The sequence below is a fragment of the Thioclava sp. F28-4 genome (assembly GCF_002020045.1).
Lineage (GTDB): Bacteria > Pseudomonadota > Alphaproteobacteria > Rhodobacterales > Rhodobacteraceae > Thioclava > Thioclava sediminum.
This window is the reverse complement of sequence record NZ_MPZQ01000002.1, coordinates 24911-37694: the sequence shown is the minus strand read 5'-3', so window position 1 is coordinate 37694 and position 12784 is coordinate 24911. Positions and strand designations below refer to the sequence as shown.

General features: G+C 59.5%; 15 protein-coding genes. 8 read left to right on the top strand and 7 right to left on the bottom strand.

The window, feature by feature from the left end:
• Positions 1–93: 93 nt before the first annotated feature.
• Entirely contained in the window at positions 94–855 is a 762-nt protein-coding gene (locus BMI87_RS04925) for a glutaredoxin (RefSeq protein ID WP_078520080.1), read from the top strand.
• A gap of 371 nt (positions 856–1226) precedes the next feature.
• On the opposite strand, the gene BMI87_RS04920 is transcribed toward BMI87_RS04925, so the two are convergent.
• Positions 1227–1550 (bottom strand): SHOCT domain-containing protein, encoded by a 324-nt coding sequence (locus BMI87_RS04920; RefSeq protein WP_078520079.1) that lies wholly within the window; start codon positions 1548–1550, stop codon positions 1227–1229.
• A gap of 254 nt (positions 1551–1804) precedes the next feature.
• Between BMI87_RS04920 and BMI87_RS04915 the strand changes: the two genes are divergently transcribed.
• The 4 genes from BMI87_RS04915 to BMI87_RS04900 are packed head-to-tail and all read left to right on the top strand — an operon-like array spanning position 1805 to position 5206.
• On the top strand, positions 1805–4300 hold the full coding sequence (locus BMI87_RS04915; RefSeq protein ID WP_078520078.1) for a heavy metal translocating P-type ATPase: 2496 nt from the start codon (positions 1805–1807) through the stop codon (positions 4298–4300).
• 30 nt (positions 4301–4330) lie between these two features.
• Complete coding sequence (locus BMI87_RS04910) at positions 4331–4726, top strand: DUF302 domain-containing protein (RefSeq protein ID WP_078520077.1); 396 nt, start codon at positions 4331–4333, stop codon at positions 4724–4726.
• Positions 4727–4755: 29 nt separating this feature from the next.
• Positions 4756–4959, top strand: coding sequence for a heavy-metal-associated domain-containing protein (locus BMI87_RS04905; RefSeq protein WP_078520076.1), 204 nt, complete (start codon positions 4756–4758; stop codon positions 4957–4959).
• 1 nt (position 4960) lies between these two features.
• Positions 4961–5206: a glutaredoxin family protein gene (locus BMI87_RS04900; protein ID WP_078520075.1), complete on the top strand. Its 246-nt coding sequence runs from the start codon at positions 4961–4963 to the stop codon at positions 5204–5206.
• A gap of 66 nt (positions 5207–5272) precedes the next feature.
• On the opposite strand, the gene BMI87_RS04895 is transcribed toward BMI87_RS04900, so the two are convergent.
• Positions 5273–5659 (bottom strand): DUF302 domain-containing protein, encoded by a 387-nt coding sequence (locus tag BMI87_RS04895; protein WP_078520074.1) that lies wholly within the window; start codon positions 5657–5659, stop codon positions 5273–5275.
• Positions 5660–5687: 28 nt separating this feature from the next.
• Complete coding sequence (locus BMI87_RS04890; protein ID WP_078520073.1) at positions 5688–7073, bottom strand: rhodanese-like domain-containing protein; 1386 nt, start codon at positions 7071–7073, stop codon at positions 5688–5690.
• Between the two features lie 293 nt (positions 7074–7366).
• Here BMI87_RS04890 and BMI87_RS04885 point away from each other — a divergent pair, with 293 nt between their 5' ends.
• The 3 genes from BMI87_RS04885 (at position 7367) to BMI87_RS04880 (ending at position 9379) form a co-directional block, all read left to right on the top strand.
• Positions 7367–8101, top strand: a complete 735-nt coding sequence (locus BMI87_RS04885; protein WP_078520072.1) for a DUF4396 domain-containing protein — start codon at positions 7367–7369, stop codon at positions 8099–8101.
• Between the two features lie 359 nt (positions 8102–8460).
• Positions 8461–8835, top strand: coding sequence for a hypothetical protein (locus tag BMI87_RS21985; RefSeq protein WP_143593930.1), 375 nt, complete (start codon positions 8461–8463; stop codon positions 8833–8835).
• Between the two features lie 88 nt (positions 8836–8923).
• Entirely contained in the window at positions 8924–9379 is a 456-nt protein-coding gene (locus tag BMI87_RS04880) for a cytochrome c (protein WP_078520071.1), read from the top strand.
• Positions 9380–9634: 255 nt separating this feature from the next.
• Here the strand turns inward: BMI87_RS04880 and BMI87_RS04875 are convergent, their stop codons facing one another.
• The 4 genes from BMI87_RS04875 to BMI87_RS04860 all read right to left on the bottom strand — a co-directional run bounded on the left by BMI87_RS04875 (position 9635) and on the right by BMI87_RS04860 (position 12551).
• Positions 9635–10354: a DsbA family protein gene (locus BMI87_RS04875; protein WP_078520070.1), complete on the bottom strand. Its 720-nt coding sequence runs from the start codon at positions 10352–10354 to the stop codon at positions 9635–9637.
• Positions 10355–10358: 4 nt separating this feature from the next.
• Positions 10359–10829, bottom strand: coding sequence for a cytochrome c (locus tag BMI87_RS04870; protein WP_078520069.1), 471 nt, complete (start codon positions 10827–10829; stop codon positions 10359–10361).
• Between the two features lie 199 nt (positions 10830–11028).
• A complete protein-coding gene (locus tag BMI87_RS04865) occupies positions 11029–11973 on the bottom strand; it encodes a cytochrome c (RefSeq protein WP_078520068.1) in 945 nt (314 codons plus the stop codon).
• Positions 11974–11975: 2 nt separating this feature from the next.
• A complete protein-coding gene (locus BMI87_RS04860) occupies positions 11976–12551 on the bottom strand; it encodes a cytochrome c (RefSeq protein WP_078520067.1) in 576 nt (191 codons plus the stop codon).
• Positions 12552–12784 lie beyond the last annotated feature (233 nt).

The following is a 12784-nucleotide window of genomic DNA, read 5'->3' as shown; positions in this document are numbered from 1 at the left end:
AAGCGCATATGAGCGTTTTCACGGCTATTGCCGGAACCCTCCCGCGCTGCAAGGACGTTAGGAACCAGGTGCTATATTCGCCGGAGGAGACCAATGCCCACTGACGCTCCGCGCAAGACAGCGCAGCTTTACCGAATGGCCATGCCCGGTCATCTCTGCCCTTTCGGGCTCAAGTCAAAGGACCTGCTGGAGAGACAGGGGTTCGATGTCGAGGATCACCTCCTTGAGACGCACGACGAAACTGAGCAATTCAAGCAGCGCCACAGCGTGGAAACCACGCCGCAGACATGGATCGACAACGAGCGCATCGGTGGCTACGACGCCCTGCGCAAATATTTTGGCAAGCCGCTGCGCGAGGACGGGGAGACCACCTACACACCGGTGATCGCGATTTTTGGCGTTGCCTTCCTGATGGCGCTGGCTGTCGGCTGGGCGGCTCTCGGAACCATGCTTAGCGTCCGCGTCCTCGAGTGGTTCATCGCGATCTCGATGACTTTGCTTGGCATCCAGAAACTTCAGGACGTTGAAGGGTTTTCCACGATGTTCCTGAACTATGATTTGCTTGCCCGCCGCTGGGTCAGATACGGGTATCTCTACCCCTTCGCCGAAACTCTCGCTGGGCTGTTGATGATCGCCGGGGCGCTAACGTGGCTTTCTGCACCGCTGGCTCTGTTCATCGGCACCGTCGGGGCGGTCTCGGTATTCAAGGCAGTTTACATCGACAAACGAGAACTGAAGTGCGCCTGCGTCGGCGGAGGTAGCAACGTGCCCTTGGGGTTTGTATCGCTCACCGAAAACCTCATGATGATCGTCATGGGGCTCTGGATGGGTTTGCGGTTCCTTCTTTCTGTCTGACCAGCTTTCTCGCTCCTAATGTCTGTCCGCGACAAGAAAGCAAGACGGACACGTCCTCGTCAGCACCGGTCGATCACGACATGGGATTCACTAACGACGCCTCGGAGGCATATGCGCGCTCGCACAAGATGCGGAGCCAAGGATGTCGCGGGTGGTTGCGAGCGGTGAAGCCAGCATCGCCGTTACGAACCGCCTCCGGAGCAGACAGCATTGTGGGCTGAAACACAGGGCGACTTGGACCCAGCATCCAGCCCGATGCACCTGCGCCTGAGAATCGAATTTTCTCAGGCGCATGCTCGTGATCCGGCCAGCAAATGGCGCCTGTCTAAAGGCCTCTTCGCTTAGGCTTTACGTGTCCAAGAGTAGAGCTCTTACTCTTCCAGTGCTTTGCGCCGGGCTTGGTATTCCTCGGGGTCGATCTCGCCCTTTGCGAGGCGTTCCTTGAGAACGTCGAGCGCGGTGCTCTGGCTCCGGCTCGGGCCACGTTCCATCAGCCAGCGCACGGCGAGGATCGCAAGGACGATCAGGACGCCCCAGAAAATCACCATCATGCCGATGCCGAAGAAGCCGTAGCCGTCGCCCCACATCATCGGGTGTCCGTAGTAGCCGTCACCATAAGTGCCGGGCGCGTCAGCTAAAGCCGCATTGGCGGCCAGTGTCGAAAGAAGAGTGGTGTATACAGAAAGTTTGGTCATGTCGGCCTCCGCAGTTTCGCTTCGGGTTCGATACGCCGTTCACATGTCCAGCACTTTGAGCGAGGTCAAAAATGCGCGGTGAAACCGAGCGTTCACCAAACTGTGTTTTCCTTTGACGCACACTCGCCGAGTCACAGCGAAATCCAAAAAATCTATTTCCGGCCCTTGAGCCTCCAGTAACTGGAGCCCCTACATACCCGATAGATCCGAGTCGAAAAATCAATTTCGACTATGCTGCGATAGGAGAAATCGTCATGGATACCGCTGTTCATCACGCGCAAGAGCCCCTTGCGCTTCCGGCCCTTTCTGTCGATGTCGAGGGTATGACCTGCGCGTCCTGCAGCGCGCGTGTCGAGCGCGGCTTGAGTAAGCTTCCCGGCGTTTCCGACGCGGGCGTGAACCTTGCCACCGAGCGGGCAGAACTGCATTTCGACCCGAAGCAGATTTCGGCCGAGCAGATCGTCGAGGCGATCCGCGACACCGGTTATACCCCGGTGAGCACGGAGGCTGAACTGTCTATCGAGGGTATGACGTGTGCGTCCTGCGTGGGCCGTGTCGAGCGCGCGTTGAACAAGGCCCCGGGGGTTCTGGAGGCCAGCGTGAACCTTGCCACCGAGCGGGCCAAGGTGCGCTTATTGCCCGCGATGACTGACGCGGACACGCTCGCTGCAACGGTGGCTGATGCAGGCTATGAGGCACATCCGGTCGGCGACGCCGCTGAGGCTGCTGAGAGCGACGGGGAGAAGCGCCGTGCGTCATTGCGCGCGATGGGGCGCGACGTGGCGCTGGCGGCAATCCTGGGCGCGGTGATCGTTGTGGTGGGCATGGGGGGGGCATTCGTGCCCGCCTTCGACCGCGCGCTCGCCGCCGCCAGCCCGTTCGCGGGCTTCTGGGACTGGGTCCAATTCGCTCTCGCCAGTGTGGTGCTGTTTGTGCCGGGGCGGCGCTTTTTCAGGCCCGGTTTGATCGCGTATCGCCACCTGGCGCCCGATATGAACTCGCTGGTCGCTACCGGCACGGGTGCAGCCTGGGCCTACAGCACATTGGTTCTGCTCGCACCTGCCTTGTTCCCGCCCGAAGCGCGACACGTCTATTTCGACAGCGCCGCAGTGGTGATCGCCGCAGTTCTGGGCGGCAAGTATCTGGAAGAGATTGCCAAGGGTCGAACCTCCGCCGCGATCCGCAAGCTCGTGGGACTGCAGGCCAAAACCGCGCACCGGCTCGATAGTGAGGGCGTCGAGCAGGACGTGCCAGTCGCGCAACTACGTGTCGGCGACCGTCTCGTCGTGCGCCCGGGAGAGCGCATGCCGGTCGATGGCCGGGTGGTTGAGGGCCGCGCTCATGTCGACGAGGCTATGCTGACAGGCGAACCACTTCCGGTCGCCAAGACCGACGGCGACGAGGTCGTCGGCGGCACGGTCGATCAGGACGGACGGTTGGTGATCGAAGCGACTTCGGTCGGCGGTGACACGGTTCTGGCGCAGATCATCAAGCTGGTGGAAAGCGCTCAGACGGGCAAGCTGCCGATCCAAGGCCTCGCCGACCGGGTGGTGCGGGTCTTCACGCCCATCGTGCTGTTGATCGCGACGCTCAGTTTCATCGCTTGGATTCTGATCGGCGGCAACATCAGCGTGGCGCTGGTTGCGGCGGTGGCGGTGCTGGTTGTGGCCTGCCCCTGCGCGATGGGGTTGGCAACGCCAGCGGCGATCATGGTCGGCACCGGGCGGGCGGCGGAACTGGGTGTCCTCTTCCGCAAAGGTGAGGCGCTTGAAGCCCTTTCGCATGTCGACACTGTGCTGTTCGACAAAACCGGCACACTGACCGAGGGGCGACCGGTTCTAGTCGACATGGTTGCAGCCGAGCAGGACCAAGCGTTGCGTCTCGCTGCTGCGCTGGAGACCGCGTCCGAGCATCCGCTGGGTCGTGCCATCGTCACCGCCGCGAAGGAAAAGGGACTCGATTTACCCGAGGTGACGGACTTCCGCGCGGTCGCGGGGCACGGCATCGAAGGCCGCATCGACGGCCGGCTGGTGCGGGTCGGCGCGCACCGCTTCATGGCAGGTGAGGGGATCGAGCTGGGTGACCTCGGTTCGCGCGCGGCCGAGATGGAGGGCTCGGGACGAACGGTCGTCTATGTCGCGGTCGACGACGCAGCGCTCGGCCTACTGGCCATCGCCGATCGCGCTAAGCCCGAAGCGAAAGCGGTGGTCGACGCGTTGCGTTCGCAGGGCGTTTCCGTGGCGATGGTTACCGGCGACGCTACGGCGACAGCGCGGGCGGTGGCCGACCAGCTCGGCATCGACGACGTCCATGCGGAAGTGCTGCCGCAGGATAAGGCCAAAGTGGTCACGTCGCTGCAGAGTGAAGGTCACAGCGTTGCCTTCGTCGGCGATGGCATCAACGATGCACCAGCGTTGGCGCAGGCAGATGTCGGCATCGCTCTGGCGACCGGCACCGACATCGCCATCGAAGCCGCCGATGTCACCCTGACCCGAGGCCAGTTGGGCGAGGTGGTTACCGCGCTGAGCGCGGCACGGCACACGCTCGGTAACATCCGCGGCAACCTTTTTTGGGCGTTCTTCTACAACGTCATCCTGATCCCGATCGCGGCCGGGATGGCTGCGCCTTGGGGTATCCACCTCAACCCAATGGTTGCCGGTGTCGCGATGGGGCTGTCGTCGGTCTTCGTGCTTGGCAACAGCCTGCGCCTGCGCCGCCTGAAAGCGTTCAAGACCGGGGCCGAAGCCTGATCAACCCACTTGAAGAGAGAGGAAAAGACCATGAGCCAATTCACATTCGCTGTCACCAGCCCCGAGGGTTTCGACGCGACGGTCGCACGCGTGACCGAGGCGCTGAAGGACGAGGGCTTCGGCGTGCTGACCACCATCGATGTGGCCGCTACGCTCAAGGCCAAGCTGGGGCTTGAGCGTAGCCCCTATATCATTCTCGGTGCCTGCAATCCGCAGTTCGCCCATCAGGCGCTCGAAGCCGAGCCGGATATTGGTGCCCTGCTGCCCTGCAACGTCGTCGTTCGCGAAGAGGCAGAAGGCAAGGTCGGCGTGCTGTTCATGGACCCGGCGGCAGTGCTTGGCCTGGTCGCAAACGCTGACGTCGATCGCCTTGGCAAAGAGGTCGCCATCAAGCTGCGTCGTGTGGCCGAAACGCTTTCCGCCTGACCTATCAAAAACCAGAAAGGAGACAAAATATGAGCGACATCAATCTCAAGATTACCGGGATGACCTGCGGCCACTGCGTCAAGGCTGCGACCAAGGCGCTGGAAGGTGTAGCGGGCGTCGAAAGCGCCGAGGTTACGCTGGAACCCGGCGGAGCCGTCGTGAAAGGCGCGGCCGAGCCAACGGCGCTCATCGCCGCGGTGAATGAAGAAGGTTACGAAGCCGAGGTCCAGTAGGATGACCGAGGTGCTCGTCTATACCAGCCCTGGCTGCCCTGACTGCGCGGCGGTGAAGCGCTACCTGACCGAGCGTGGTATCGCATTCGACGAACGCGACGTCTCGCGCCCCGGCGTAGCCGAGGAGGCGAAAGCACGCTACGGCGTGCGCGTCGCTCCGATCACCGTCATTGACGGCGTAGCAACCTACGGAATCTTCGCCGACCAGAAGCCGCGTCTTGAAGCGACGTTCAATCGGTCGACTTGAAGTAACGGGCAATCCGTCAAGCGGCGGCGGGCGCAAATCTGCTCCGCCGCCGCATTTTCATTGAACTCAAATCGCCTCAATCGCCTTTGCCAGCATGTCGCGCACTTCGCCCGCGACCGACTTGAGCTGCGGATTGTCGATCGCCATCATCGAGGCCGCCGGGTCGATCGCGCAGACGAGGATATCCGCGCCGTCCTGCCGCAAAATGACGTTGCAGGGCAGCATCGCGCCGACGTTCGGCTCCAGCTGGATCGCCTGATGCGCCATCTTCGGGTTACAGGCGCCGAGGATCATGTAGCCGGCCATGTCCTCATCCAGCTTCTTCTTCATCGTGGCCTGCACGTCGATCTCGGTGAGCACGCCGAAGCCCTGCTCCTTGAGGGCCTCGCGCGTTCGGGTGTCGGCCTCTTTCAGGGTGGTATTGGTGAGGCGTTTGTCGATGGTGTAGCTCATTGTCTTGGATCCTCTGATGGTGAGCGGTTCAGGATTCGACCGGGTAGTCCTGCGCGGACCATGCGCCGAAGCTGCCCGGCACCGCGGAGACGTTCTTGAACCCGGCGCGGTGCAGCAGGCTCGCAGCGACGCTGGCGCGGTAGCCGCCCTGACAATACACCGCATAGTCGGTGGAACGGTCGAGTTCGTCCATCTCGTCTTCGAGCGTGCCGAGGAAATGGTGGATCGCGCCGGGGATATGGCCGCCGTCCCACTCCTCGTCCTTACGCACGTCGAGCGGGGTCAGATCGCTGCCCTTCAGTTCCTGCACGGTGACCTGCGGGATCTGCGCAAGCGGTCGCCCGGAGGTGCGCCATGCCGAAATGCCGCCGTTGAGGTAGCCCGCGAATTTCGTGAAGCCGACGCGCCAGAGCCGCAGCACGGCCTCGTCGATCTCGGCACTCGTTTCGCTAACAAGCGCAATCGGTTTGTCGGGATCGAGCATCCATCCGGCCCAGACCGAGAGGATCGGCTGCAGCCCGATATTGAGCGAGCCTTCGATGAAGCCGCCGCCGAAGGCGAGCATGTCGCGGATATCGACCAGTTGCACGTCCTTGTCGGCGATAAGCGCCTCGAACTCCTCCGGGGTCTTGCCGATGCAGCGCGGCAACCCGTGCATTACCTCGGGGCCCGCCGCATTGACCTTCTTGAGGCGCGGGTAATGCGTCGGCACCGGCGGCGCGTCCTTCGTCATCTCGTCCTTGAAGGCCTCAAGATCGGTGATCTGAACGTATTTGTTATGGGCCTTCTCATAGGCGATGCTGGTGGACATCCGGTCGCCGATATTCGGCCCGCAGGCCGAGCCCGCGCCGTGACAGGGATAGACCAGAACGCCCTCGGGCAGCTGCATGTAGAATTCCTGCGTGGTGCGGAACAGCGCCTCGGTCAGCTCCTCGGTCTTGTCGTCGCCCAGAAGGTCGGGGCGGCCGACCGAATCCACGAAGAAAGAATCGCCGCTGAGCACGCCCCACGGGTCGTCATTGTCCTTCTCGTAGAGCAGGAAGGAGACGTGTTCGGGCGTGTGCCCCGGCGTGTGCCGCGTCTCGAGCGTGAGCTGGCCGAAGGTGAATTTGTCGCCATCGCGGATGCCCTCATGCGCGAAGTCATATTCGGCGCCGCCTTCGACGCTGACGCAAAGCTTGGGCGTGCCATCCAGCCGGTCCACCAATTCGCGCGCGCCCGACAGGAAGTCGGCGTGGATATGGGTCTCGAACACATGGGTGATCGTCAGGCCGAGCGCCTTGGCGCGCTCGATATAGATATCGCAATCCGGGCGGGGATCGACGACCGCGGCGGTGCCGCTGCCGGTGTCGCCCAAGAGGTAGGAGCACTGGGCGATCCCTTCCGCAAGGATCTGTTCAAAACGCATGGTCATGTCATCTGCCTCCGAATTTCCGTCAGTTCGGGATTGCCGGAGAAATGCGCCGCGATCGGTTCATGTTCCAAAAATTGAATATGTTCCATTTGTAGGATGGGCATCGCGGCACTTAGACGCCGACAGTGTCGGCAGGAAGCGGCAAACCAACTTCGAATGCTGCGGCCGCCTGGAGCTCAGAGCAGGTGAATTGACGAAGCCAGCGAAGCGGGCGCGGTGACAGCCAGCCGGAACCTCACGTGAACTCGACCGTTTCGATGCGAAGTCACCCTATGCATTTCAGGAGTTCGACCATGATACCCGACTGGCTGCACGTCCTATCGTTAATCTCTCTCACTGCTGGCGCGATCTCCGCACTTTTCATCATTGGGGATGAGGCGAAGGACCCCCAGCACATGTGGATCATGAATGTCGTCTGGCCTGTCGTCGCGCTCTTTGCCTCAGGGATTGCTCTCTGGGGCTACTTCACCTACGGCAAGCTCGGGGCGCACAGCAAAATGCATGCAGCGATGGAGAAGGACGAGACCCCGCCAAACAAGAAATACACGCCATTTCCCATGATGGTGGCCAAGGGCGCATCTCACTGTGGCAGTGGTTGCACGCTTGGAGACATCATCTCGGAGTGGTTGCTGTTTTTCGTGCCGGTCATCGCGACTTGGTTCGGCTGGAAAGAACTCTTTGCCGAGAAGATCTTCGCCGCTTGGATTGTAGACTATATCTTCGCGCTCGTGATCGGGGTGGCCTTCCAGTATTTCACGATCAAACCGATGCGGAATCTCTCCGTGAAAGAGGGTATCATTCAAGCGATAAAAGCCGACGTCCTCTCCCTGTCAGCTTGGCAGATCGGGATGTATGGTTTCATGGCCGTTGCGCATTTCTGGATCTTTGCAAGCATTCTTGGCGTGAAGCTTGAGGTGAACAGCGTTGAATTCTGGTTCATGATGCAGATCGCGATGATATTCGGCTTCATCACCTCTTACCCGGTGAACTGGTGGCTGATCCGGAAAGGGATCAAGGAAAAGATGTAACTCCACGCTGGTCTGGCCCTGAGAGATGCCACCAATGTCAAGAAAAGTGCATTTGAGCGGAGGAAAGATCGATCGATGTCGATCCCGTGTTTCGACCCGTTGACGCGACTTTTCTTGACATGGCGACAACCATCTCGCCTCCGGGATGCCACGATCGGACGTGCCGACGAAACTCCATCGCAAAATTTGCCATCGCGCCTACCAGTCTGGGCGCGATAGATAGCTTGGCGTTTCAGGCGCGGGCGAATTACTCGATGTGACGACCTGCGAGTAGATTGCGCATTCAAGGGACTGCGGCGGCGGCTTGTTGCGTTGACTTGTGTCAAGGTGACAATCTGGAACCCCGGTAAGATGCTCGAATGAAGCATCTCAAAGGAATTCGGCGTGGCCAGGGGCAGCCCATGTGGGGCGCACTGTGGAGAATCTTCCTGGTGATCGCGCTCATCGCAGTCACTTTGCAGGTGCCAGCTGTTATCGAGGAACTGGGCAACCATACCTCTCTCACCGTATCGGCGCACAATGCCTTGCCCCCCATTGAAAGCGGCGTTTCCTTAGTGGGCTGCCATCGTGCGCATCACCATGCGCATTCACTATGTGCCCCAGCGGTTATCCTAACGGAAGAGGCTGGTATCGAACCAAAAATCTACGATAGCCATACCCTCCCAATAAATGTGCTTTCGATGGAAGGGCATATCGATAGCCCGCGCGCTCCCCCTCCCAAATCTCTCGTCTGACAGAAGTAACGGCTTCAAAGCTTTTGGCGCTGCTGCGGAACATCCTTCCGAGCGCCAACTAGCCACACACAGACGAAGGAAAAGAAAGATGAAACATTTTTATTTTGTGTCGACGATAGCGGTTGTCGCATCATCCTTGCTTGCCTTTTCGGCAAGCGCTGAGCAATCCGGTGTTATGCACGACGGTGCCATGATGGGCGGGCTTGTCGTTCCGGAAATGGATTCGGTTGAAGGGCGGCGCCTGTTCGCGTCGAAGGGCTGTGTCGTATGTCACTCAATCAATGGGGTAGGGGGGACAGACGCTCCGAACCTCGATGCGAGCACGATGGCAATGCCCATGGATCCGTTCAGCTTCGCTGCCAAAATGTGGCGAGGGGCTCCGGCAATGATCGCAATGCAGGAAACGGAACTGGGAGCCCAGATCCAATTTACCGGGCAGGAACTGGCGGACATCATTGCCTTCGTGCATGATCCGACCGAACAGAAATCGTTCTCGGAAGCCGACATTCCAGAAAATATTAAAGAGCACATGGAAGGTGACTGAGCTAGGCTCAAGCTGGCGGCCCGTCTTTCGGGCCGCCGGATTTGCTATGGCTTGCCGAATTGAACACCTTTGTTAGCTCGGGCTTTTTCAACGCGCCCGATCCGGCTGCGGTCCTGCTGAAGGCGCTAATACCTCGGCTCAGTAGGCCCCAGCAGGGGCAATGAAAATCCGTCGGCTTTGTCGCCGTAAGGTTCGCTAAAGGAACGAGAACTCTACGCGCCGTCATTAGCGGCGCTGTTTCCGCGCACTATTCGTTCATTCGCGGGCTTTATCAACGGCCTCTGCGAGCTTCTCGCTTTCGACAAAGCCCGGAACAAGATTATCGCCAATCACGAATGCAGGAGTTCCGCTAAATCCAAGGGATTGCGAGAGGCGCATCGAGGTCTCGATGTGCTCTGCAATTTCCGGGCGGTCCATATCCGATTTGAGGCGTTTCACATCAAGTCCGATGTCTTCTGCGATCCGAAGGACGCTCGCTTCGTCCGCATGCCCGTTCATGCCCATCAAAGCCCAATGAAAAGCCTCGTATTTACCTTGAAGCCGCGATGCCAACGCCGCTTTGGTGGCGAACACGGAGCCTTCCCCGAGAATTGGCCATTCGCGATAGACGAGACGGACATTGGGATCGGCGTCTAGAAGAGCCTGAACTTCTGGCATGGCACGCCGGCAGTAGGGGCAATTGTAATCAAAGAATTCCACGACGGTTACATCTCCATCAGGATTGCCGAGGACCGGTGCGTTTGGGTCCTGCTCAAGCAACGATCGTTGATCACTCAAGACAGATGCCTGCGCTTGAGCTTGGGCTTCGGCATCCTGACGCTGAAGGATTGCAACGGCTTCCATGACGATTTGTGGGTTCTCGCGGATCGCTTCATATACGAGTTCCTTGACCCGAGCCTCATCCAGATCGGCTGCCTGTCCCGTCATCGGAAGCAGGGCCAGCGAGGTAACGAGCACCAAATTCCTGAACAACATTTTATTATCCTTCCTGTTCTGCTTCTGTGCGTGCGGCCTGAGCCTTTCGCTCGCGTTCTGGCCAAGTTGATTTGATGAAACCAAGAACGTCATTGATTTCTTGATCGGTTAGCTTGTCACCGAACCCAGGCATTCCGCTGTCGAATTCGGAGCCTTGTTTCCGCATGAGCTCCTTCCCCCCAAGCTTTGTGTAGGAGAACAGGATTTGATCGCTGTGGTGCCAAGTATGTCCGCTACGGTCATGCGGAGGCGCTGGAAGACGACCGTCCGGGCCGGTGTCCCGCCAGTTCGGTTGCCCTTCGAGATCGGCACCGTGACACGATGCACAGTTTTCCGCATAGAGCACCCGTCCCCGTTCGGTGTCGATCGCGGTTTCGGAGGCTGATTTGTCTGGCGCTGGAATGGCGAGCCACCATACGGCACCTATCGCAATCACGCCAAGGCTCGAGAACGCCGCCAGATACGTCGGTTTCATAAAGCCTTCCCCCGTTCCGCCAGTCCGGATGAGAAGTGGCGGTTTGCGTCGTGCTCGGTGGGTTTGCCTTTGCAGTTCAACGGCGGCGTGCGAACTACACTCCGCGAAACCGTCGCATAAATGTGTGCTACTGGGGTGGCCCTCATTTTATTCTCTTCTTTTCGGAGACAAGATCGGTTTTCAGATATTCGTCGCAAGGTCACATATCTCGTTGCGATGCCTCGCCGACCCCTTGTGCGACGCGATCAGGAGATGGTTCATCGCCATCAAGCAGGTAGACGGCCATTGCTTCGAGGTCTTCTTTCGAGAGGAAACGTGTGTTGCCCTGCACGATCTCGGCCATGCCGCCGCCGAAAGCATCACCTGAAGGTGTCACTCCCGTGCGCAAGGCATAAGCGAGATTAGAGACGGTCCAACCTTGCTCGGACAGGGACTGTGGCGTAATCGCAGGAGCTTTGTTTTCGCCTGGGAGTGTGTCGCTTCCAGCAAAGACAGCATCGAGCTTACGACCGCCGCCAATATTGCGTGGGGTGTGACATGCGCCACAATGAGCGGCTCCTCTTACCAATTCCCGGCCGCGGTTCCATCTCGCGCTTTTCTCAGAAACAGGCTCTGTAGGAGGATCGTGCAGAAAGGCCACTCGCCAAAGCTTCAGCCCTGATCGCTGATTGAATGGAAACCCGACTTCATGCTCAGGCGCTGCTTTGGCAACCGGGGGGACAGTCTGGAACGCCGCCCATAGGTCCGCGATATCTTGATCCGTAAAGTCAGCATAGAACGGATAAGCGAAGGCTGGATAATAGGGGTGACCGTCGGGGCTGATCCCCTGGCGAACCGCCCTAGCAAATTGCTCGATCGTCCACCCGCCAATGCCGTGCGTTTTATCGGTCGTCAGGTTCGGAGGATAGAAAGTGCCGAATTCTGTCGCTAGACCAGCGCCACCTGCAAGCGCTGCGCTTCCTTCCTCTTTATTCGTGTGACACGAAATGCAGCCCGACGCCCGCGCCAAATACGCGCCGCGTTGGACATTGCCCGGTTGCGAGATCGGCGACGGCATTTTGCCGATCGGCCAGACTACTAAGGCCCCAACCGCAAGGGCGCCGAGCGCCCCTGCGGCAAGTGTAAGTTTTTTAAGCCAGCTCATCGTTACTTCGCCTCGAAGCGAAACTTCGCATGACATGAGGAGCAGGTTTGGGTGACCATGTTGAAAGCGCCATCCGCTGGCATCGAGGCATAATCCATCATTCCGCCGTCTGAGGCCGTCCCCATCATCGACGATGTGCCCATCATGCCGCCCCCAGAAGACTGCGTGCCCATCATCGAGCCTGCGCCAAGATTTGCCCCGGACGCCATCAGACCATTGCCCGCCGCTTCAGCGAGTCCCTCGCTCGCCGTCTTCAACTGGTCTGCTAATGCACTGAATTTGTCCCATTCCGACCAAATTTCCGGCTTCGCTTCAGACGGCTTGCTATCAGAACCTTCCGGAAACAGCTCCGTCAAGCCATCGCTGTGTTCGATGAACACGCGCGCTGCCGCACGCACCGCAGCAGCATCGTAGTCGGTCTCGCCACGCATCATCGGGGCCAATTTCTTTACCGATTGTCCCATCGCGCTCATGGCATCCATGCGCTCCTTGACAACACCCTCCGCACCGCCATGTGCGAATACTGCAGTAGCCATCGTTGCCCCTACCAAGAGGCCGATCGTCAGTTTGCTCTTCATTGTTCCGTATCCTGTGTTCGAGTTATTGATAGGTGAAATGGGCGATGCTCGATCGTCCAATTTTCAGGATAGGTGTTTGGGAGGAGGCGGCTCGCTCGGGACATCTCGGTCGGAAAAGCTCAGATCTGAATGCTCGCGTTCGCGGGAGGGTGACGAAGGCACCGGACAACATTACAAAGCTCCGCCGGTTCAGACTTTGATTTCTTGCCATTTGTTCATCGTGGGGTTCTGGA

Bases quoted from the DNA above. Each gene is read 5' to 3' on its own strand.
- BMI87_RS04925 (WP_078520080.1), top strand. From the start codon at position 94: ATGCCCACTGACGCTCCGCGCAAGACAGCGCAGCTTTACCGAATGGCC.
- BMI87_RS04920 (WP_078520079.1), bottom strand. From the start codon at position 1,550: ATGACCAAACTTTCTGTATACACCACTCTTCTTTCGACACTGGCCGCC.
- BMI87_RS04915 (WP_078520078.1), top strand. From the start codon at position 1,805: ATGGATACCGCTGTTCATCACGCGCAAGAGCCCCTTGCGCTTCCGGCC.
- BMI87_RS04910 (WP_078520077.1), top strand. From the start codon at position 4,331: ATGAGCCAATTCACATTCGCTGTCACCAGCCCCGAGGGTTTCGACGCG.
- BMI87_RS04905 (WP_078520076.1), top strand. From the start codon at position 4,756: ATGAGCGACATCAATCTCAAGATTACCGGGATGACCTGCGGCCACTGC.
- BMI87_RS04900 (WP_078520075.1), top strand. From the start codon at position 4,961: ATGACCGAGGTGCTCGTCTATACCAGCCCTGGCTGCCCTGACTGCGCG.
- BMI87_RS04895 (WP_078520074.1), bottom strand. From the start codon at position 5,659: ATGAGCTACACCATCGACAAACGCCTCACCAATACCACCCTGAAAGAG.
- BMI87_RS04890 (WP_078520073.1), bottom strand. From the start codon at position 7,073: ATGACCATGCGTTTTGAACAGATCCTTGCGGAAGGGATCGCCCAGTGC.
- BMI87_RS04885 (WP_078520072.1), top strand. From the start codon at position 7,367: ATGATACCCGACTGGCTGCACGTCCTATCGTTAATCTCTCTCACTGCT.
- BMI87_RS21985 (WP_143593930.1), top strand. From the start codon at position 8,461: ATGAAGCATCTCAAAGGAATTCGGCGTGGCCAGGGGCAGCCCATGTGG.
- BMI87_RS04880 (WP_078520071.1), top strand. From the start codon at position 8,924: ATGAAACATTTTTATTTTGTGTCGACGATAGCGGTTGTCGCATCATCC.
- BMI87_RS04875 (WP_078520070.1), bottom strand. From the start codon at position 10,354: ATGTTGTTCAGGAATTTGGTGCTCGTTACCTCGCTGGCCCTGCTTCCG.
- BMI87_RS04870 (WP_078520069.1), bottom strand. From the start codon at position 10,829: ATGAAACCGACGTATCTGGCGGCGTTCTCGAGCCTTGGCGTGATTGCG.
- BMI87_RS04865 (WP_078520068.1), bottom strand. From the start codon at position 11,973: ATGAGCTGGCTTAAAAAACTTACACTTGCCGCAGGGGCGCTCGGCGCC.
- BMI87_RS04860 (WP_078520067.1), bottom strand. From the start codon at position 12,551: ATGAAGAGCAAACTGACGATCGGCCTCTTGGTAGGGGCAACGATGGCT.